The organism is Desulfovibrio sp. JC022, assembly GCF_010470665.1.
Lineage (GTDB): Bacteria > Desulfobacterota > Desulfovibrionia > Desulfovibrionales > Desulfovibrionaceae > Maridesulfovibrio.
On the sequence record NZ_VOPZ01000001.1, the window covers coordinates 577,501 to 595,274 of the forward strand.

The 17,774-nt window shown below is 47.9% G+C and carries 21 protein-coding genes and 5 tRNA genes; 21 read left to right on the plus strand and 5 right to left on the minus strand.

The features are described 5' to 3' along the window. Nucleotides 1-15: 15 nt before the first annotated feature. The 5 genes from FMS18_RS02580 (at nucleotide 16) to FMS18_RS02600 (ending at nucleotide 3,802) form a co-directional block, all read left to right on the plus strand. Entirely contained in the window at nucleotides 16-570 is a 555-nt protein-coding gene (locus tag FMS18_RS02580; RefSeq protein ID WP_163292190.1) for a lipopolysaccharide assembly protein LapB, read from the plus strand. 170 nt (nucleotides 571-740) lie between these two features. Further along, nucleotides 741-1,340 (plus strand): IMP cyclohydrolase, encoded by a 600-nt coding sequence (locus FMS18_RS02585; protein WP_163292191.1) that lies wholly within the window; start codon nucleotides 741-743, stop codon nucleotides 1,338-1,340. A 275-nt stretch (nucleotides 1,341-1,615) separates the two neighbouring features. Further along, nucleotides 1,616-3,211, plus strand: coding sequence for a GTPase HflX (gene hflX, locus FMS18_RS02590; RefSeq protein ID WP_163292192.1), 1,596 nt, complete (start codon nucleotides 1,616-1,618; stop codon nucleotides 3,209-3,211). 119 nt (nucleotides 3,212-3,330) lie between these two features. Further along, nucleotides 3,331-3,549: a translation initiation factor IF-1 gene (infA, locus tag FMS18_RS02595; protein ID WP_136674433.1), complete on the plus strand. Its 219-nt coding sequence runs from the start codon at nucleotides 3,331-3,333 to the stop codon at nucleotides 3,547-3,549. Nucleotides 3,550-3,592: 43 nt separating this feature from the next. Further along, nucleotides 3,593-3,802, plus strand: a complete 210-nt coding sequence (locus FMS18_RS02600; protein ID WP_163292193.1) for a cold-shock protein — start codon at nucleotides 3,593-3,595, stop codon at nucleotides 3,800-3,802. A gap of 166 nt (nucleotides 3,803-3,968) precedes the next feature. Here FMS18_RS02600 and FMS18_RS02605 read toward each other — a convergent pair whose 3' ends face one another. Both FMS18_RS02605 and FMS18_RS02610 read right to left on the minus strand, forming a co-directional pair. Continuing rightward, the gene (locus FMS18_RS02605; protein ID WP_163292194.1) at nucleotides 3,969-4,295 is read right to left on the minus strand and encodes a hypothetical protein; all 327 of its coding nucleotides are present in this window, start codon (nucleotides 4,293-4,295) and stop codon (nucleotides 3,969-3,971) included. A 147-nt stretch (nucleotides 4,296-4,442) separates the two neighbouring features. Then, nucleotides 4,443-5,393 carry a chemotaxis protein gene (locus tag FMS18_RS02610; RefSeq protein ID WP_163292195.1) on the minus strand — a complete coding sequence of 317 codons (951 nt, stop codon included), beginning with the start codon at nucleotides 5,391-5,393 and terminating at the stop codon, nucleotides 4,443-4,445. 192 nt (nucleotides 5,394-5,585) lie between these two features. Here FMS18_RS02610 and FMS18_RS02615 point away from each other — a divergent pair, with 192 nt between their 5' ends. The 3 genes from FMS18_RS02615 to hypE all read left to right on the plus strand — a co-directional run bounded on the left by FMS18_RS02615 (nucleotide 5,586) and on the right by hypE (nucleotide 8,262). Then, nucleotides 5,586-5,951 carry a response regulator gene (locus FMS18_RS02615; RefSeq protein ID WP_163292196.1) on the plus strand — a complete coding sequence of 122 codons (366 nt, stop codon included), beginning with the start codon at nucleotides 5,586-5,588 and terminating at the stop codon, nucleotides 5,949-5,951. 207 nt (nucleotides 5,952-6,158) lie between these two features. Beyond that, nucleotides 6,159-7,253, plus strand: a complete 1,095-nt coding sequence (gene hypD, locus FMS18_RS02620; RefSeq protein WP_163292197.1) for a hydrogenase formation protein HypD — start codon at nucleotides 6,159-6,161, stop codon at nucleotides 7,251-7,253. Between the two features lies 1 nt (nucleotide 7,254). Further along, a complete protein-coding gene (hypE, locus tag FMS18_RS02625; protein ID WP_163292198.1) occupies nucleotides 7,255-8,262 on the plus strand; it encodes a hydrogenase expression/formation protein HypE in 1,008 nt (335 codons plus the stop codon). Nucleotides 8,263-8,334: 72 nt separating this feature from the next. On the opposite strand, the gene FMS18_RS02630 is transcribed toward hypE, so the two are convergent. The 3 genes from FMS18_RS02630 to FMS18_RS02640 form a co-directional block, all read right to left on the minus strand. Next, the gene (locus FMS18_RS02630; protein WP_163292199.1) at nucleotides 8,335-10,107 is read right to left on the minus strand and encodes a chloride channel protein; all 1,773 of its coding nucleotides are present in this window, start codon (nucleotides 10,105-10,107) and stop codon (nucleotides 8,335-8,337) included. Between the two features lie 17 nt (nucleotides 10,108-10,124). Next, nucleotides 10,125-11,072 (minus strand): chemotaxis protein, encoded by a 948-nt coding sequence (locus FMS18_RS02635; protein WP_163292200.1) that lies wholly within the window; start codon nucleotides 11,070-11,072, stop codon nucleotides 10,125-10,127. A gap of 100 nt (nucleotides 11,073-11,172) precedes the next feature. After that, nucleotides 11,173-12,144, minus strand: coding sequence for a tRNA-dihydrouridine synthase (locus tag FMS18_RS02640; protein WP_163292201.1), 972 nt, complete (start codon nucleotides 12,142-12,144; stop codon nucleotides 11,173-11,175). Between the two features lie 314 nt (nucleotides 12,145-12,458). Between FMS18_RS02640 and FMS18_RS02645 the strand changes: the two genes are divergently transcribed. The 13 genes from FMS18_RS02645 to rplL all read left to right on the plus strand — a co-directional run bounded on the left by FMS18_RS02645 (nucleotide 12,459) and on the right by rplL (nucleotide 17,582). Continuing rightward, nucleotides 12,459-12,534, plus strand: a tRNA-Thr gene (locus FMS18_RS02645). A 21-nt stretch (nucleotides 12,535-12,555) separates the two neighbouring features. After that, a tRNA-Tyr gene (locus FMS18_RS02650) sits at nucleotides 12,556-12,640 on the plus strand. Between the two features lie 59 nt (nucleotides 12,641-12,699). Then, nucleotides 12,700-12,775 (plus strand) — tRNA-Gly (locus tag FMS18_RS02655). A 36-nt stretch (nucleotides 12,776-12,811) separates the two neighbouring features. Continuing rightward, a tRNA-Thr gene (locus FMS18_RS02660) sits at nucleotides 12,812-12,887 on the plus strand. A 71-nt stretch (nucleotides 12,888-12,958) separates the two neighbouring features. Next, nucleotides 12,959-14,152 carry an elongation factor Tu gene (tuf, locus tag FMS18_RS02665; RefSeq protein WP_163292202.1) on the plus strand — a complete coding sequence of 398 codons (1,194 nt, stop codon included), beginning with the start codon at nucleotides 12,959-12,961 and terminating at the stop codon, nucleotides 14,150-14,152. Between the two features lie 3 nt (nucleotides 14,153-14,155). Next, nucleotides 14,156-14,305 carry a 50S ribosomal protein L33 gene (gene rpmG, locus FMS18_RS02670; RefSeq protein ID WP_136674421.1) on the plus strand — a complete coding sequence of 50 codons (150 nt, stop codon included), beginning with the start codon at nucleotides 14,156-14,158 and terminating at the stop codon, nucleotides 14,303-14,305. A 15-nt stretch (nucleotides 14,306-14,320) separates the two neighbouring features. Then, nucleotides 14,321-14,397: transfer RNA gene (locus FMS18_RS02675), tRNA-Trp, on the plus strand. A gap of 21 nt (nucleotides 14,398-14,418) precedes the next feature. After that, nucleotides 14,419-14,670, plus strand: a complete 252-nt coding sequence (gene secE / locus FMS18_RS02680; protein ID WP_136674420.1) for a preprotein translocase subunit SecE — start codon at nucleotides 14,419-14,421, stop codon at nucleotides 14,668-14,670. A gap of 26 nt (nucleotides 14,671-14,696) precedes the next feature. Beyond that, nucleotides 14,697-15,257, plus strand: coding sequence for a transcription termination/antitermination protein NusG (gene nusG / locus FMS18_RS02685; RefSeq protein ID WP_163292203.1), 561 nt, complete (start codon nucleotides 14,697-14,699; stop codon nucleotides 15,255-15,257). 74 nt (nucleotides 15,258-15,331) lie between these two features. Further along, complete coding sequence (gene rplK / locus FMS18_RS02690; protein ID WP_163292204.1) at nucleotides 15,332-15,757, plus strand: 50S ribosomal protein L11; 426 nt, start codon at nucleotides 15,332-15,334, stop codon at nucleotides 15,755-15,757. A 16-nt stretch (nucleotides 15,758-15,773) separates the two neighbouring features. After that, nucleotides 15,774-16,478 (plus strand): 50S ribosomal protein L1, encoded by a 705-nt coding sequence (rplA, locus tag FMS18_RS02695; RefSeq protein ID WP_163292205.1) that lies wholly within the window; start codon nucleotides 15,774-15,776, stop codon nucleotides 16,476-16,478. Between the two features lie 148 nt (nucleotides 16,479-16,626). Beyond that, entirely contained in the window at nucleotides 16,627-17,148 is a 522-nt protein-coding gene (rplJ, locus tag FMS18_RS02700; RefSeq protein ID WP_163292206.1) for a 50S ribosomal protein L10, read from the plus strand. A gap of 47 nt (nucleotides 17,149-17,195) precedes the next feature. Then, on the plus strand, nucleotides 17,196-17,582 hold the full coding sequence (gene rplL, locus FMS18_RS02705) for a 50S ribosomal protein L7/L12 (RefSeq protein ID WP_163292207.1): 387 nt from the start codon (nucleotides 17,196-17,198) through the stop codon (nucleotides 17,580-17,582). The last annotated feature ends 192 nt before the right edge of the window (nucleotides 17,583-17,774 follow it).

Below are 17,774 nucleotides of genomic sequence, written 5' to 3' on the forward strand. Positions count from 1 at the left end.
TTCCGGAGGGGAATTATGAGTCATTTAGATTATGAAATTAACAAGGAACTCGGTGAGTGTTATCTGTTCATGGGTGAACTGGATAAGGCTGAAGATTACTACAAGAAGGCTGCCGGATCTAACGGTGTGCATCCTGATCCTTACATCGGTCTTGCAACAATCGCAGTCCAGCGTGGTGAGTATGATGCTGCCATGTCACTGTATGAAAAAGCTCATCAGGTAGAAGCTACCGATAAGAGTTTTGCCGGCATGGGACTGATCCAGATGGAAACCTCCCGTCAGGACGAAGCCTTTGACAACTTTTCTCAGGCTCTCGACATTAACATCAGCAACATGGTTGCTCTTTTCGGCATCATCAGGATCGGTCACGAGGCTGAAAGAATGGCTGAAGCTATTCCTTTCCTCGAAAAGTTCCTCGAAGTTGATCCCGAGAAGCACGAAGTCCGCTACTCCCTCGCAGGTCTTTACATCTGCATGGAGCAGAAGGAAAAAGCTGTCGAGCAGCTTGAAATGATCCTTGAAAAGGATCCCGCAAATGAAGCGGCTAAGGAACTGCTGAGCCAGATTTAGCTCACACAGATCCTTTATATATAGCCGACTCCCCTCCCGGTTGGTCCCGTTCCTGTTCGTGTGGTTCGGGAGCGGGGACCAACTACCGGCGAGAAAATGTGCGGTCCGGAAGCTTGCCTTTACGGCATAAATCCGGCACAACTCCACAAAAAACAAAGTGGAGATGTGTTATGGATATGTTGCCTGTAAAGCGCGGAGTGCTCAGTGTTACTGATAAATCCGGGCTTGCTGAATTTGCGGCTGAGTTGGCTGGTTTCGGTGTTGAACTCATCAGCACCGGCGGCACAAGGAAAATGCTTCTTGATGCCGGACTGGATGTTAAATCTGTAAGTGATGTTACCGGTTTCCCTGAGATCATGGGCGGTCGTGTAAAGACCCTGCACCCCAGCGTGCATGGCGGCATCCTTGCTGACAAGGATAACCCGGAGCACCTGTCGACTCTCGAAGAACACGGAATCGAGACCATCGATATGGTTTGTGTTAACCTGTACAATTTTGCCAAGGCTGTAAGTGAAGGGCAGGATCTGAAAAACGCTGTCGAGCAGATCGACATCGGTGGTCCCACTATGCTGCGTGCTTCAGCGAAAAATTTCCATTCCGTTCTGGTTATTCCCAGTCCGGTACATTACCCCCGTATTCTTGAAGACATAAAAAAGAACGACGGCAAGGTTTCTCTCGCGCTCAGAAAAGATCTGGCTGCGGAGACTTTTGCGCTTGTCTCTGAATACGATTCCATGATTGCCAAATATCTGGCAGATCACGACGCGTAATATTTTAAAAGTGGGATGTCATTTTTATGGCATCCCGTTTTTATGTTATGATACGCTTCGCGTTTTAGTCGGGTGATTTCGCCTCCGGCGGCCAAAGGGGATAATCCCCTTTGGAATCCTTAGTTGGGTAAAATTTTGTTATCGACAGCGGCGAAGCCTAATAAAAGTTTTTGGGATTCTTAAACCCGTTTTACAAAAAGGGTTTAAGCCCCCGGAGGGATAGTCTTATAGCTCTTAAAGCCAAAGGTAATACTCAGGGCCTTAAGCCCAGTGAGTTGAAACGTGTCAACCGTCTTGCGGACCGTCGTTACAATGACCCCAACGGGTTCACTAATGAGCAGGCCCGCGAGCTCTCTTTTCTCAGTCATGAAATCGGACGCCAGATTGGCCTGTTGATCAATCGGCAGGGTAAACCGGAAATGATTCTGGTCGGTGATCCGGGGTCAATCTATATTCCCGAATTGCCGAGGACCCGTCAGTCCGAAGGGCGGTTGCGCGGTTTGCGACTCCTGCATACCCATATTTCCGGGGAAAACCTGTCCGAGGAAGATCTCATGGATATGGTTTTCCTGCGTCTGGACAGCGTCAGCGTCATTGCATCCAACCCGCATGGTGAACCTGATTTTGTTCAGTTCGCCTATCTGCTTCCTCCAGGTTCCGGAGAAAAACCTTACGAACAGCTTGCCCCGGTACGCTGGGACCGTGCGGACATGGATCTTCCGAACCAGATTAAAGCCCTCGAAGATGAATTTCGCCGTGCGGACCGTACCCGCGATACCACTGATAAACGTGAGCGGGCCATTGTGGTCAGTGTTTCGCAGGACCCCAAGTCTGTGCAGGAACGTTCCCTTGATGAGCTGGAAGACCTTGCAGATACCGCAGGGCTGAAGGTTGAAGGACGTCTGGTGCAGCGTATCCGTAAACTCAATCCCAAATTTATCATGGGTAAGGGCAAACTTGCCGAGCTGGAAGTTATTGCCTTGCAGGCTGATGCGGAAGTGATCCTTTTTGATCAGGAACTTTCTGCCGCCCAGATGCGTAACCTTGCCAAGCTGACTGAACGCAAGGTACTGGACCGCACTCAGCTTATTCTGGATATTTTTGCCCAGCATGCCACCACCCGCGCCGGTAAATTGCAGGTGGAGATGGCGCAGCTCAAGTACACCATGCCGCGTTTGGTCGGTAAGAACCGGGCTATGTCGAAGCTTATGGGCGGAATCGGCGGTCGCGGTCCCGGTGAGACCAAGCTGGAGATTGATCGCCGTCGTATCAAGGATAAACTCACTAAGCTGGGCAAGGAACTGAAAAAGGTAAGTCGTCAGCGGGGATTTACCCGTGAACGGCGTGCACGTGCCGGTGTTCCGGTTGTGTCGCTGGTCGGTTATACAAATGCGGGCAAGTCTACCTTACTCAATACCCTGACCAACAGCGGAGTTCTGGCTGAAGATAAACTTTTCGCCACTCTTGATCCCACCAGTAGGCGTATCCGTTTTCCCCGTGAGCAGGAACTCATCCTGACCGATACGGTTGGATTTATTCGTCAGCTTCCCGTGGAATTGAAAGAAGCATTTCGTGCCACTCTTGAAGAGTTGGAAGCTGCCGATGTGTTGCTTCATGTTTGCGATGCTTCCCACCCGGAAGTGGGGGAGCAGATTGCAGCAGTAGATAATATTGTTGCGGATATGAATCTTGATGATGTGGCGACAATTCTCGTACTCAACAAGTGGGATAAACTTGATGATGAGCAGCGCGAGTTAATGCGCAATACTTATCCGCAAGGTATTCCCTCCAGCGCAGTAAGCCGTCGTTCACTTAATCTGCTGGTGGAAGATATTCTTAATGCCATCGAGAGGCTCGGTCATAAATTTTAAGATCGGGTCTGCTCGTTAATTCTTTCCTTATTGCATTAATAGCTGTAGATTAGTAACAGGTATGTGTAGCACATTTCTGATTTTTACTTTTGAAGCAGTTGTTGGCGACGGAGGAAGCCATGGCTAAAGAAGAAGGTATTGAGGTAGAAGGTATTGTTCAAGAAGCATTGCCCAATGCTATGTTTAAGGTTGAACTCGAAAACGGGCATGTTATTCTGGGGCATATTTCCGGTAAAATGCGTAAGTATTACATACGTATTTTACCGGGGGACCGGGTGAAGGTGGAACTTTCACCATATGACCTCACCCGCGGACGCATTACTTTCCGCATGAAATAATTTTGCTGATAAGTTCAGTCCTGATCCGACTGCTGAGGGGTTTATGAGTTCAAAAGGGGTAGTCAGCTGGTTCAATGATATTAAGGGATTCGGTTTTATTGAAGATGAGACCGGAAAGGATATTTATGTTCATTTTTCCGAAGTTCTCCAGGACGGATTTAAGACCCTTAATGTAGGCGAGAAAGTAGTCTTCGAACTTGTAGACGAAGATACAGCACCCAAAGCAACAGCTGTTCGGATAATTAATTACTAGTTTCTTTATGAATATAAATTTTAAGCCCGCCTGTTGGAAAACAGACGGGCTTTTCTATTGGCAAATTGTCATAAAATTTAGTGGTGAAGCCCCAATAAAAGGTTTTGGGATTCTTAAACCTTTTTGCAAAAGGGTTTAAGGCCCCGGCAGGGTCGCCGAAGGCTTTTTATCTCTGCCCGGCTTCGTTTTTGGTGGGTTCTAGGACCGCGTCCACGTTGACCTCGCGTGAAGTCATTTTGTTGTTTTCAATTTCGTAGCGGGTCAGCTTCCAATCAATGTGATCGATGAAATCCACCTTGGCCCATCCTTCGGGGGGCAGACGCTTGACAAGTTCTTCCAGAAAATCATCAATGTCGATATAGTGTCCTTCGTAATCGACGTTCAAAACTTTATTTTTGTATACGATTTTTTCAAATGGGATTTCCAGTTTGATGTCTTCGAAATCCTCTGCGGATAAACCGTGAACATCTCCGTATACTCTTACATCTTCCATATTTTGCTCCTCCGTGAAAGGGATATTTTAATATTTAATACCATTTTGAAAAAGGAAGATATTGTCACTTTGACTTTCATGCAACAAAAAACGGCCCACAAAAATGCGGACCGCTTGCAGGAAAATACCTAGTAAAGCCTAGTCGGATTACATATTTTTTTTACTTTCAATTAATTTAATGGCTTTTTCCGGGAGCAAGTGTAGATCAGGTTTTGAAATTTGATCATCTGCTCCGACTGATTCTCCCTTATGGCGCAGTTCTTTGGTAATAATGGAAGAATAGAGAATGATGGGCAGGTCTTTCAGGTCCGGGTCATCCCTGATCCATTTGGCGAGACTGAATCCGTCCATCAACGGCATTTCAATGTCTGAAACTACGATTTCCACATAGTCTTTAACAGGTCTGTTTTCCTGTTTGGCTACTTCTTTGATTTGCATGAGGGCTTTTTGAGCCTCTTTGCCGTTATGCAGGATTGTGTGCCTGAAATTTGCATTGTTAAGGCTCTTTTCAAGCATGGCACGAATAGTTGGGGAATCGTCACAGACCAGCGCGTTGTATGCTTCTGTTGCTATTGCCGAGGGAGCATCAAAATCACCGCCTAATGTGGGATCAAGGTCGGCAAGAATTGATTCAAGGTCGAGTAGTTGGATAAAGCGGTCTTCGCGCTCAACTATCCCTACAATGCAGCTGTCATCAAAACTGCTCATGAATTTGTCGGGCGAAAGCACCTGTCCCCAGCCTACTCGATGGATTTCGGTCACCCCGCTGACTTGAAAACCGGATACTGTCTGGCTGAATTCAGTAACAATGACGATGTCATATTTGTTTGTTTTTCGTTTCATCCCCAGCCAGACCGCAAGATCAAGTACCGGCAGGATGTGGTTGCGTAGGGGGATAGTACCCATAAAACACGGATGTTCGGCGGATTCCGGGTGCTCCAGCTGGGGGCTTTCAATAACCTGCATAACTTTGGCAACGTTGACCCCGAAATGACATCGTTCTTCCGGCCCGTCTTCAGACTTTGGAAGATCGATGTAAAATTCAAGAATTTCAAGCTCATTGGTGCCGGTTTCGAGCAGGATTTCTGTTTTTGCCATGGCAGCGGCTCCTGAAAAATTATATTAGGATGTTTGGTTCTTATTTTAATATGTTACAATATTAGAAAGGTCAGGTCCATAGATTTTAAATGTAACGCAGTGTATTGGTAATTAACATCTAATTGCTCTTTACAAAAGCTGCCGGTTTAGCTTAGGCATTACAGAATCGATAATTAAAATGAAGAGGGGTTCATGTATAAAATATTGATTGCTGAAGATGATAAAATTTCTCAAAAACTTGCTGCGCGGTTTGTGAACGATCTGGGACATATCTCTTTTGTCAGCCCGCACGGCAAACACGCTTATGAAGCATTGAAAGCTGAAAATGATTTTGATGTTCTGGTTACAGACATAATGATGCCCGAAATGGACGGACGTCAGCTGGTACAGACTTTAAGGGGCGATTCCCAGTTTATGGATATGCCTATTGTGATTATGTCCGCAGTGGTCGGTGTTTCGGATATTTCCAACTTATTGGCTCTTGGGGCGACATATTTTCTGCCCAAACCTATCGATAAAGAAGAATTTAATGACGTGATCAACCGTTGCTTGAAATAAGGTTCATTTTTTGTTTGCTTGATTTTTTTTAAGGCTCCGCCATTTTGGCGGAGTCTTTTTTTTGCGCTATCAAAATATGGTCAGCATCGGACTTGTTACTAAACGTGAATGGGTATAATGAGAACAAAAGCTTTATGAATAACAAGGTTATATCTGTGCGTGAGTTGTATAATCTGTTTAAGGAAATGTTAACTTTGGGGGTGCTCCTTGTCGCTTGAGATTTTGGATAAATTTAATGACCCTAAGCTGTGTAAAGAACTTCTGGCTTGTTTGCGGGATGAGCTGGACAGTGAAATACGGTTCATGGAGGTCTGCGGAACACATACGGTTTCCATTTTTCGCAGCGGGTTGCATTCGGTCCTGCCTAAAGAGGTTGTTCACCTCAGCGGTCCCGGCTGTCCGGTATGTGTGACCCACGAATCCGAGGTAAACGCTTTTCTGGATCTTGCCGGGAAGGACGGGGTAATAGTGGCGACCTTCGGGGATCTGATCAAAGTTCCCGGAGACAAAGGGCATTGCTTGAAGAATGCGCAAGCTGACGGTGCCCGGGTGGAGATCATTTACTCTCCTTTTGATGCTCTGGATCTGGCGCGGAATAATCCTGACAGCACGGTTGTTTTTCTGGGTGTAGGATTTGAGACTACGGCCCCGACCATTGCGGCTACAGTGCTCATGGCTCAGCAGCAGGGACTTGAAAATTTCAAGGTACTTTCCTTTCATAAGCTGGTGCCGCCTGCACTGGACGTACTGATTTCCGACCCGGATACGCGGATTGACGGGTTCATATTGCCCGGACATGTCTCTACTGTTATCGGAATTCATCCGTATGATTTTATCGGTGAAAAATACGGTAAGCCCTCAGTGGTAACCGGATTTGATCCTGTGGATATTTTACAGGCTTTGCTGATGATGGTTCGGGCTTCTAAAGAGGAACACCCGGCTATCCAGAACCAGTATGTGCGCGGTGTATCCGAGAACGGCAACCCTAAGGCTGTGGAAGTCATGTATCAGGTTTTTGAGGAGTCGGATGCTCTCTGGCGCGGTATCGGGATGATCCCCGGAAGCGGCCTTGAATTCCGGGCTGAGTATGAAAAATTTGATGCCAAGAAAATTTTTGATCTCAATATCGGTGAATGTCCGCCGCTTAAGGGGTGCAAATGCGGAGAGGTCCTTAAGGGGAAAATGACTCCTGAGAAGTGTCCGCTGTTCGGGAAAGCCTGTACTCCCGCCAAACCGGTAGGTCCCTGTATGGTTTCAACTGAAGGCAGCTGCGCTGCTTACTTCAAATACAAAGTAGATTAATATGTCCTCAGATAAAGTTTTACTCGATTACGGTTCCGGCGGAAGGGCCTCTCAGAGGCTTATTTCCGAACTTTTCCTCAAGCATTTTGCTAACGATGAACTGGAGAGGCTCAATGACGCAGCCACCCTGAATTTAAAGGGAAAAATCTCCATGAGCACCGACAGCTTCACCGTTGATCCAATTTTTTTTCCGGGTGGTGATATCGGATCATTGGCAGTTCACGGAACAGTCAACGATGTGGCTATGCTCGGCGCGATTCCGCGGTATATGACTTGTGCCTATATTATTGAAGAAGGGCTGCCCATGGACGATCTGGAGAAAATCGTCATATCAATGGGCGAGGCTTGCAGGCACGCCGGGGTGAATATCGTTACCGGTGATACCAAGGTTGTGCCCAAGGGTATGGTGGATAAGATTTTTATCAACACTACCGGGGTAGGGGAAATTATTGCTGATCCAGCTCCCAGCGGAGATCGCGCTGCGGTTGGGGATGCTGTGCTTGTCAGCGGAACCATGGGCGACCACGGACTGACCATTCTCGGTACCCGTCAAGGTCTTTCTCTAGAATCCAATGTCAAGAGTGACAGTGCTTCCCTGAACCATCTGCTGGTCAAGCTGGTGCAGGAAATTCCTGATATTCATGTCCTGCGCGATCCCACAAGGGGCGGGCTGGCAACTACTCTGAATGAAATTACTGTTTCCTCCAATGTGTGCTGCGAACTAGAAGAATCGACTATTCCTGTACTCCCCGAAGTTGCTGGGGGGTGCTCATTTCTCGGTTTAGATCCTCTCTATCTTGCAAATGAAGGTAAGTTTTTGTGTATTTTGCCTCAGGAGTACGCAGAGCAGGCCCTTGAAATCATGCGTGCAGATGATTTGGGCAAGGATGCCTGTCAGGTAGGAACCATTACTGAAGCAAATCCGGGCAAGGTTATTCTTGTTACCCCGCTGGGCGGTAAAAGGCTGCTTAATATGCTGGAAGGTGAGCAATTGCCCCGTATTTGTTAAGTCCAAAATTGATTTGATAAGTCAAAGGCTTCTCCATTGGGGAAGCCTTTTTTTTGCCGCAAGTGGACAAAATTAAAGAGAAGACGATAGAATCTTATCTTTATATCTTTTAGTGCGGAAAATTTTCATGGCATCTTTGGATTTTATTATCCCAGCCATTGTCATATCAGGATTGATGAGCGGTAAAAAGGATACCCCGGTCCTTTCAAATTTCATAATGGCTTCTTTTAGATTGGAATCCGCTGGAAGTGAAACAACAGTACGGACCATCAGGGTATCCACAATTTCAGCCCCGCCTTTCAAGTCTTGAGCATTTTTAAGGAAAGCCCGCATGTCGCGCAGGGTCAGGATTCCGGCAAGCTTTTCATTTTCATCCAGCACCGGGAAATGAGGAAATTCGGAGTTCAGGACCATGTCTGCGGCTTTGCCGAGACTGTCTGTTGTGTGTAAGTGGTCGAATTCAGTTTCCATTACTTCCCGCAGCGAAACATTGACCATCACGGATTCATCGTGACCGCGCAGAATGTTCACCCCTTGCCGCAGCAGTTTGGCTTCATATACGGAATATCCTTTGAGTATGCGGACGACAAGCGCACTGGTTATACAGCCGACCATCATAGGCAGGATTATTTTATATGAATAAGTTAATTCAAACACGGTCAACACTGCGGTTATGGGAGCAAGGGTGGTTCCGGCTACAACGGTTCCCATGCCTACAAGGGCGTATTGTCCGTGGGTCAGGGCCAGTTCCGGAAAAAACATATTGAGAGTGGAACTTACCGATACTCCAAGTGCAGCACCCAAAACCAGCGAGGGAGCAAAAATTCCGCCGCTCATGCCCGAACCGATGCAAAGTGATGTGGCAACGAGCTTGGCTCCGAGAAGGATCAGGGCCAGATCAAGGGGCAATACACCGGTAAGCCCCATGTTCACAGCTTCATAACCTACACCGAGTACTGCCGGTATTTTAAGAGCCATTGCGCCTAGAAGAAGGCCGCCGAGGGCGGGCTTAAGCCAGTTTGGAAGTGGTATGTGATCAAAGGTTAATTCACATAACCGGATCATTTTTACAAAGGCAATGGATACCAGTCCGGCGAGGATTCCCAGTAGGAAGAAAATAATAAGTTCTTCGAAATTATTGAAAACAAATTTGGGAGCATCGAAGGTGGGAAAGTCTCCCCAGAAAAATTTTGAAAGGGCTGACGCTGTTACCGAGGCCACAATGATGTGGCTGACGTAGGACATTTCCGTATCCAGCAGCAGGATTTCAATGGCAAAAAGTGTTCCTGTGAGCGGGGCATTGAAGGTCGCTGCGATCCCTGCTGCTGCGCCGGAAGCCACGCAGACCGGAAGCATGGACGGATCAAGGCGGAATATTCTTGCTGCGGAGGAGCCAAGAGATGCCCCGATCTGGACAACCGGGCCTTCCCGGCCAACTGACGCACCGCAGCCGATGAGCAGGCTGGTGACCAGAGCTTTAAGAAAGGTGATGCGATGGCGGATAACACCGCCCCGTACAGTCAAAGCCTTGATTACTTCCGGAACTCCGGGTCCTTGGGCTTCCGGTGCCCAGTTTGTGATGATCACACCGGCGATAAGCCCGCCAAAGCAGGGCAGGAAAAGCACCAGCCACCACGGTGAGTTGGCGGCCATATCCAGAAAGGAATGTCCTCCCGCCCAGAACAGGTGTTGGAAATTTTCAATCATCCAGCGGAAGAGAAAAGCCCCGCCGGCTGCAGCCATGCCGATGGCTACGGAGAAAGACATAAGTAAAACGTACTGAACCCTCGGATTAAACGAGGTTCCAGTACGTTTTTTTGTTTTGGAATCGGAAGGGGAAACCATATTGATTTCCACCCGGATTATTTTTCTATCAAGGCGATGGCGCGTTGGGCCAGCTGGGTTACTTCCGGCTTTGAAATCTGGTCGTCAGCACCTACAGATTCACCCTTGTGGCGCAACTTATCAGTAATGATGGAAGAGAACAGTATTACAGGCAGCTGTTTGAGAACCTCGTCAGATTTGATGCGTACGGTAAGGTTGTGTCCGTCCATAACCGGCATTTCAATATCTGAGATGACGACATTGACGAAGTCGGTAATGGGTCTCTTTTCCTCGATGGAGCGCTGTTTGTATTCTTGCAGCTTGTCCCAGCAGGCCCGTCCTGTGTTGGCCATTTCCACGGAGAATTTGGCCCGCACCATCATCTCGAAGAGCATTTCCCTGATCAGGGTAGAGTCGTCTGCAATGATAGCCTTGTAACCGGCGTGGTTGGCCCAATCAATAGAGTCGTCAAGTTTCAGTCCGAGATCCGGGTTGAGCTCGGCTACGATTTTTTCAAGGTCGAGAATCAAGGATATCCGGTCATCGAATTTAACAACGCCGGTAATGGAGTCTTCGGAGAGGGTGGATACGTAGTTGGACGGAGCTTCAACTTTTTCCCAGCTGATCCTGTGAATCCTGGTTACCCCGGAAACAAGGAAGGCTGAGGAGACATTGTTGAATTCGGTAACAATGACTTTTGGAGGCTCTGTTTCAACGCGCGGCTTTTTGAGCCAATGGCTCAGGTCCACTAAGGGAATTACCTTGTTGCGCAGGTTAAAAGTACCCATAATGGCCGGATGCGCAACCTTGGGAAGTTTGGTAATTTTTTCAGGAATTCTGATAATTTCCAAAACCTTGGCTACGTTTACGCCGTAAAAACCGCGATAGTTGCCTTCGCCTTCTTCGCGGGGTTCTTCTTCAAGCCAGAACTCAACGATTTCAAGTTCATTCGTACCAGCTTCAAGTAAAATGTCGGTCTGGGCCATGTGCTTCTCCGATTAAAGTCAGATTCTTTTATTCAATCACAATACTATATTAAGCTTTAAAGAGTATTATCGTCAACAATCGCTTAAAAAAAATAAATGGTTAACAACGGTCCATGGTCAGTGTGGACACTTCCCGCGCTGCTTCGATAAGTTCTTCCCAGTCTTCACAAGCAGTAAGCTTGGTCCGGATGGCCCGGATTCCGTCCATTCCCTTGGCGTAACGGGGTAAGATGGACCTGATTTTCCTGAAAGAACGGGTGCTGCCATCGAATTCACGAGTTATATTGATATGCTCTTCCATGGTTTTGCCAAGGTCGAAAGGGGGCAGGTCATCGCATTGCGGGTCATTAAGCAGTCTCAGGTAACGGGCGAATATGGCCGGATCGAAAAGAGCGCCGCGGGCAAACATGATCCCGTCAATACCGGTTTGTTTGATGCAGTTCATACCGTCTTCGGCGGTGAAGAGATCTCCGCTTCCTATTACAGGTATAGATACGTTCTGTTTCAAGATGGCAAGTTTGGACCAGTCCGCATCACCGGAAAACATCTGTTTGGCGTAACGGGGGTGCATGGTGATCCAGGCTACGCCCGCGTCTTCGAGTCTTTTGGCGATTTCAAGATAATTGTCCTCGCCATTCATGAACCCGAGTCTGATCTTGACGCCGACCCGTCCTTCACCGGCAATACGGACCATGGTTAATGCTGTTTCAATCAATCTATCCGGGTCAAGATGCAAAGCGGAACCGCCGCCGGTTTTGAGGACTTTTTTTACCGGGCAGCCTGAGTTTAAATCAAAAAAAGAGTAGCCCTGGTCAAGCAGTTGGGGCATAGTATCCGAATAGTCTTGCGGCTCACCGCCGAAGAGCTGGACCACCAGCGGATTGTCTTCGGGGTTGGTAGCGAGCAGGACTTTGGTTCCTTTGCCGTCATATTTAAGTCCTTTGACACTGACCATCTCTGTGCAGGCTACGGCGCATCCACGTTTGCGGCAAAGCATGCGAAAGGGCAGGTCCGAGTATCCGGCGAGGGGCGCCAGCCACGGTTTATCTGGACTTATGGGAAGTGATATCATGTTCTTAATACCTGAGAATATTATGTTCTTGGTTGATTCGGTCAAATGTGCCGAGGGCAGTGAATTACGTCCAAATGTCCGCAAAGTCAAAGCCTGCCTGTGTTTGTAGCATATTTTGCGCAGGTTATTTTCGAAAAAATTAAAATAAATCGAAAAAAAGTATTGACTTGAAAGGCGATTTCCATTTAAACCCCGCTTCGTTGCTTCGGCGAATCACAGGCGGACGAAGTTTTCGAGCTGAGAATAACTTGAAAAAATTTCAAAAAGTTCTTGCAATTTGAAAACAGAGCTTGTAGATAGATTCGCTCACAAGGGCTGGCGTAGCTCAATTGGTAGAGCAGCTGATTTGTAATCAGCAGGTTGCGGGTTCAAGTCCCATCGCCAGCTCCATGTGAAACAACAAAATATAGTGGTGGGGTTCCCGAGTGGCCAAAGGGAACAGACTGTAAATCTGTCGGCAACGCCTTCGGAGGTTCGAATCCTCCCCCCACCACCACTTTAGAAAATCGCGCTGTAGGAGGCAGGTAGGCCTGCTGTTTAACTACGGATTAGGGTGCGGGAATAGCTCAACGGCTAGAGCATCAGCCTTCCAAGCTGAGGGTTGCGAGTTCGAATCTCGTTTCCCGCTCCATTTTTACCCTATCCATTATGCGCATTTAATAAGGATGCCCACGTAGCTCAGTCGGTAGAGCACTTCCTTGGTAAGGAAGAGGTCTCCGGTTCAAGTCCGGACGTGGGCTCCATACATTGTGTTGTATGACCTTTTTGACGCTTTAAATCATTAAAAACTCTATTTAATTTAGGGGGATTTATCATGGGTAAGGCAAAATTCGAACGCGGTAAGCCTCATGTAAATATCGGTACCATTGGTCACATTGACCACGGTAAAACCACTCTGACTGCTGCTATCACCAAGATCGCTGGTCTTGCTGGTAACGGCGACTATGTTGCTTTCGACGAAATCGACAAAGCACCTGAAGAAAAAGAACGCGGTATCACCATTGCTACTGCGCACGTTGAATACGAAACTGAAAACCGTCACTACGCTCACGTAGACTGCCCCGGTCACGCTGACTACATCAAGAACATGATCACTGGTGCAGCTCAGATGGACGGCGCAATCCTCGTTGTTGCAGCTACCGACGGTCCCATGCCTCAGACTCGTGAGCACATCCTGCTCGCTCGTCAGGTTGGTGTTCCCGGAATCGTTGTATTCCTGAACAAATGCGACATGGTTGATGACGAAGAACTGCTCGAACTCGTAGAAATGGAAGTTCGCGAACTTCTCTCTTCCTACGATTTCCCCGGTGATGACCTTCCGGTTATCCTCGGTTCCGCTCTTAAAGCTCTCGAGTGCGACAACGCTGGTGATGACGCTGCAAAGCCCATCCTCGAGCTTCTCGATGCTTGTGACTCCTACATTGAAGAGCCCGAGCGCGACATCGACAAACCTTTCCTCATGCCTATCGAAGACGTTTTCTCCATCTCCGGTCGTGGTACCGTTGTTACCGGTCGCGTAGAACGCGGTGTGGTAAAAGTTGGTGAAGAAGTTGAAATCGTTGGTATCAAAGAAACCACCAAGACTACTTGTACTGGTGTTGAAATGTTCCGCAAGCTGCTCGATCAGGGTCAGGCTGGCGACAACGTTGGTGTTCTTCTCCGCGGTATTAAGCGTGAAGAAGTTGAGCGTGGACAGGTTCTTGCTGCTCCCGGCTCCATCAACCCTCACACCAAGTTCAAAGCAGAAGTATACGTTCTCTCCAAAGACGAAGGTGGACGTCACACTCCTTTCTTCTCCGGCTACCGTCCTCAGTTCTACTTCCGTACAACTGATATCACCGGTGTTGTAACTCTGGATGAAGGCGTTGAAATGGTTATGCCTGGCGATAACGCTACTTTCAACGTTGAAATGATCAACCCAGTTGCTATGGATCCGGGTCTGCGCTTCGCTATTCGCGAAGGTGGCCGTACCGTAGGCGCAGGTGTTGTAACTGAAATTCTGGAGTAAGACATGCGTGTCAAAGTTCTGATGCAGTGCACCGAGTGTAAGCGTCGTAACTATTCGACGATGAAGAACAAGAAGAACACTACTGGTCGTGTCGAACTGAAGAAGTATTGCCCTTTTGATAAGAAGCATACTCTTCACAGAGAGACCAAGTAGATTCTATAAATAAGCAGGCCAGTAGTTCCAACGGCTAGAACGTCGGTCTCCAAAACCGAATGCTGGGGGTTCGAATCCCTCCTGGCCTGCCACTTCATTTATGGGAAATCAATATGGCCAAGAAAAAAAATAAAAGTGCGGGAGTTCAGGCTAAGGCTGAAGCTCAGGGTGCCGGTGGCAAGATTAAACAGTTCACCGAGTTTCTGGAGCAGTCTAAGGTCGAAATCAAGAAGGTCGTATGGCCTACTCAGAAAGAGACTATTCAGACCTGTACCGCCGTCTTGGTCCTTGTCGTAGTCATGTCGCTTTTTCTGGGTGTTGTTGACATGGGTCTCAGCAAACTTGTTGAGACAATCCTGTCTTAAATAACCCGTAAAAAGGAAAAAGTTCCATGAACGCAGACGCTGAAAAACCTCAGGGAAGAAAGGCCCGCTGGTACATTGTTCATACCTATTCAGGTTTTGAACAGCGTGTTGAGCAGACTGTCCGTGAGATGATGAGAACCGGTCAGGACAAAGGACTGATCGAAGAAGTCGTCGTTCCCACGGAAAAAGTTGTCGAACTGGTTAAAGGGGAAAAGAGAACATCTACTCGGAAGTTTTATCCGGGTTATGTCATGATCAAAATGATCATGGAGGATGAATCATGGCATCTCATCCAGTCTATTCCTCGTGTTACCGGATTTATCGGTGGCAAAAACCGTCCGACTCCAATGCGCGACAGCGAAGCAGCCAAAATCCTGAGCCTGATGGAAGACCGTCAGGAACAGCCGAGACCTAAGTTCAACTTTGATCGTGGCGATGATGTCAGGGTTATCGATGGACCGTTCAGCGGTTTCAACGGCGTTGTAGAAGATGTCAACTACGACAAAGGCAAGCTTCGGGTGTCAGTCTCCATTTTCGGCCGCCAGACCCCGGTGGAACTGGACTTCGTTCAGGTAACCAAAGGGTAGTCCTGACCGCACTGCTGCATATTCATTTCCGACAGTGAGTATCCTCACTGGAATTTAATATAGGACATAAAGCGATGGCCAAGAAAGAAATAGGCAAAATCAAGCTTCAGATACCTGCTGGCTCAGCAAACCCGTCCCCTCCGGTCGGTCCTGCTCTCGGTCAGCATGGTGTAAATATAATGGAATTCTGCAAGGCGTTCAACGCCAAAACGCAGGATCAGAAGGGCATGATCATTCCGGTGATCATCACTGTTTACCAAGACAGGTCCTTTTCCTTCATTACCAAGACTCCTCCGGCATCTACCCTCCTGCTCAAAGCTGCAAAGCTTGCAAAGGGTTCCGGTGAGCCTAACAAGAATAAGGTCGGTAAAGTAACCAAGGCTCAGGTTAAAGAAATTGCTGAGCTCAAGGCTCCCGACCTGACCGCTGCCGATACTGAAGCTGCCATGAAATCCATCATGGGAACAGCCCGCAGTATGGGCATTGAAGTCACAGACTAGGTAAGGGGAATAGATCATGCCTAAGCACGGAAAAAAATATAGAAAAGCAACAGAAGGTACCGAACAATTCGGCCTGACCGTCGAACAGGCGGTAGCTTCTGCTGTAGATAAGGCATATGCCAAGTTCGACGAGACTGTTGATGTTGCTATCAACCTCGGCGTAGACCCCAAGTATTCAGACCAGATGATCCGCGGTGCAGTATCCCTGCCCAACGGTCTCGGTAAAGAAGTACGCGTAGCATGCTTCGTGAACGGGGAAAAAGAAGCGGAAGCCAAGGAAGCCGGCGCTGACTTTGTCGGTGGCGATGACCTGGTTGCTAAAGTTAAGGAAGGATGGCTTGATTTCGATAAAGCTATCGCTACTCCTGACATGATGGCTAAAGTCGGTCAGATCGGCCGTGTGCTCGGACCCCGCGGTCTGATGCCTAACGCTAAGACCGGCACCGTTACTTTTGACGTGGCTAAAGCCGTTAATGAACTTAAAGCTGGACGCGTAGAATTCAAGGTCGACAAAGCCGGTGTTCTTCACGCGCCCATCGGAAAAGTTTCTTTCGGAGCTGAAAAGCTTCTTGAGAACCTCAAAACCTTGCTGGAAACAGTGGGCAAAATGAAACCTTCCTCTGCGAAAGGTACCTACATGAAGGCTGTTGCCGTAGCTACCACCATGGGTCCCGGTTTCAAAATTGATCCCCTTTCCGCAAGAAAGTATTCAGAGTCCTAAAATGTCATAGGCCGCCCCGCAAGGGCGGCCCTTGATGTATAAATACACGGGAAGTTTAGTCGAAGACGGCAGGAGGGATGGTCCCTTAATATCCTGCTTAGACAATACTTTGACTTGCTTTCCGGGTCAAATCATTAGGAGTGTTAAGGTGAACAGGCAAGAAAAAGCCCAGATTATTGAGCAGCTCAAAGATAGAGCTGAAAGGGCGAGTATTGCCATCGTTACCGACTTCAAAGGCCTTGGTGTGGAAGAGTTTACTCAGCTCCGCGCTAACCTGCGTAATGTCGGTGTCGATTGCCAAGTAGTCAAGAACACTCTGGCCCGGTTGGCTTTCACTGGTACTGATCATGAAGTACTGGCTGACAAATTCAAGGAAAACTGTGCAGTTGTAACCGGATATGATGATCCTGTTGCAGCAGCAAAAGCAGTTGCTGATTTCGCAAAAGAAAGCAAAACTTTCGAAATGCGTTTCGCATCCCTTGAGGGCAAATTTCTTGACGAAGATGGCGTGCAGGCGCTTTCCAAGCTCCCGAGCAAGGAAGAGCTCCTCGGCAAAACTCTGGGTACAATGAATGCTGTACCTACCAACTTTGTGAGCTTGCTCGCAAATGTACCCCGCGGCCTCCTGAATGTTCTTTCCGCTGTGAAAGATCAGAAAGACGCTGCATAACAGCCTAGTCAAGGCAAATTAAAGTATATTCCCAGGAGGAAATTTCCATGGCAGATATCACCAAAGATCAGGTAGTTGATTTTATTTCCAATATGACCGTTCTCGAACTCTCCGAGTTCATCACTGAACTGGAAGAGAAGTTCGGCGTATCCGCAGCAGCTCCCGTTGCAGCAGTAGCAGCAATGCCCGGCGCAGCAGGCGGCGAAGCAGCAGCTGAAGAAAAAACCGAATTCGACGTTATCCTGAAAGGCGCTGGCGGCAACAAAATTGCTGTTATTAAAGCAGTTCGCGCTCTGACCGGTCTCGGCCTCAAAGAAGCCAAGGCTAAAGTTGATGAAGCTCCCGCAGCTATCAAAGAAGGCGTAGAAAAAGCAGAAGCTGAAGAAGCTCTTAAGCAGCTTGAAGAAGCCGGTGCTGAAGCCGAAATGAAGTAATTCAGGCGAATTTATCGCTTATGTAAGAGGAGCGCAAACCCCTGTAAAACGGGGTTGCGCTCTTCTCGCTGTTAAAAAGATTGACAAAATTGCCTGATCAATTATTTTGATAAGATTCGGAAAAGGCGCAGCCGGATCTTTTTTGCGCATCAAAATAAACCTTAAAAAATTTCTTTCAGGCAAGTTGTTCTG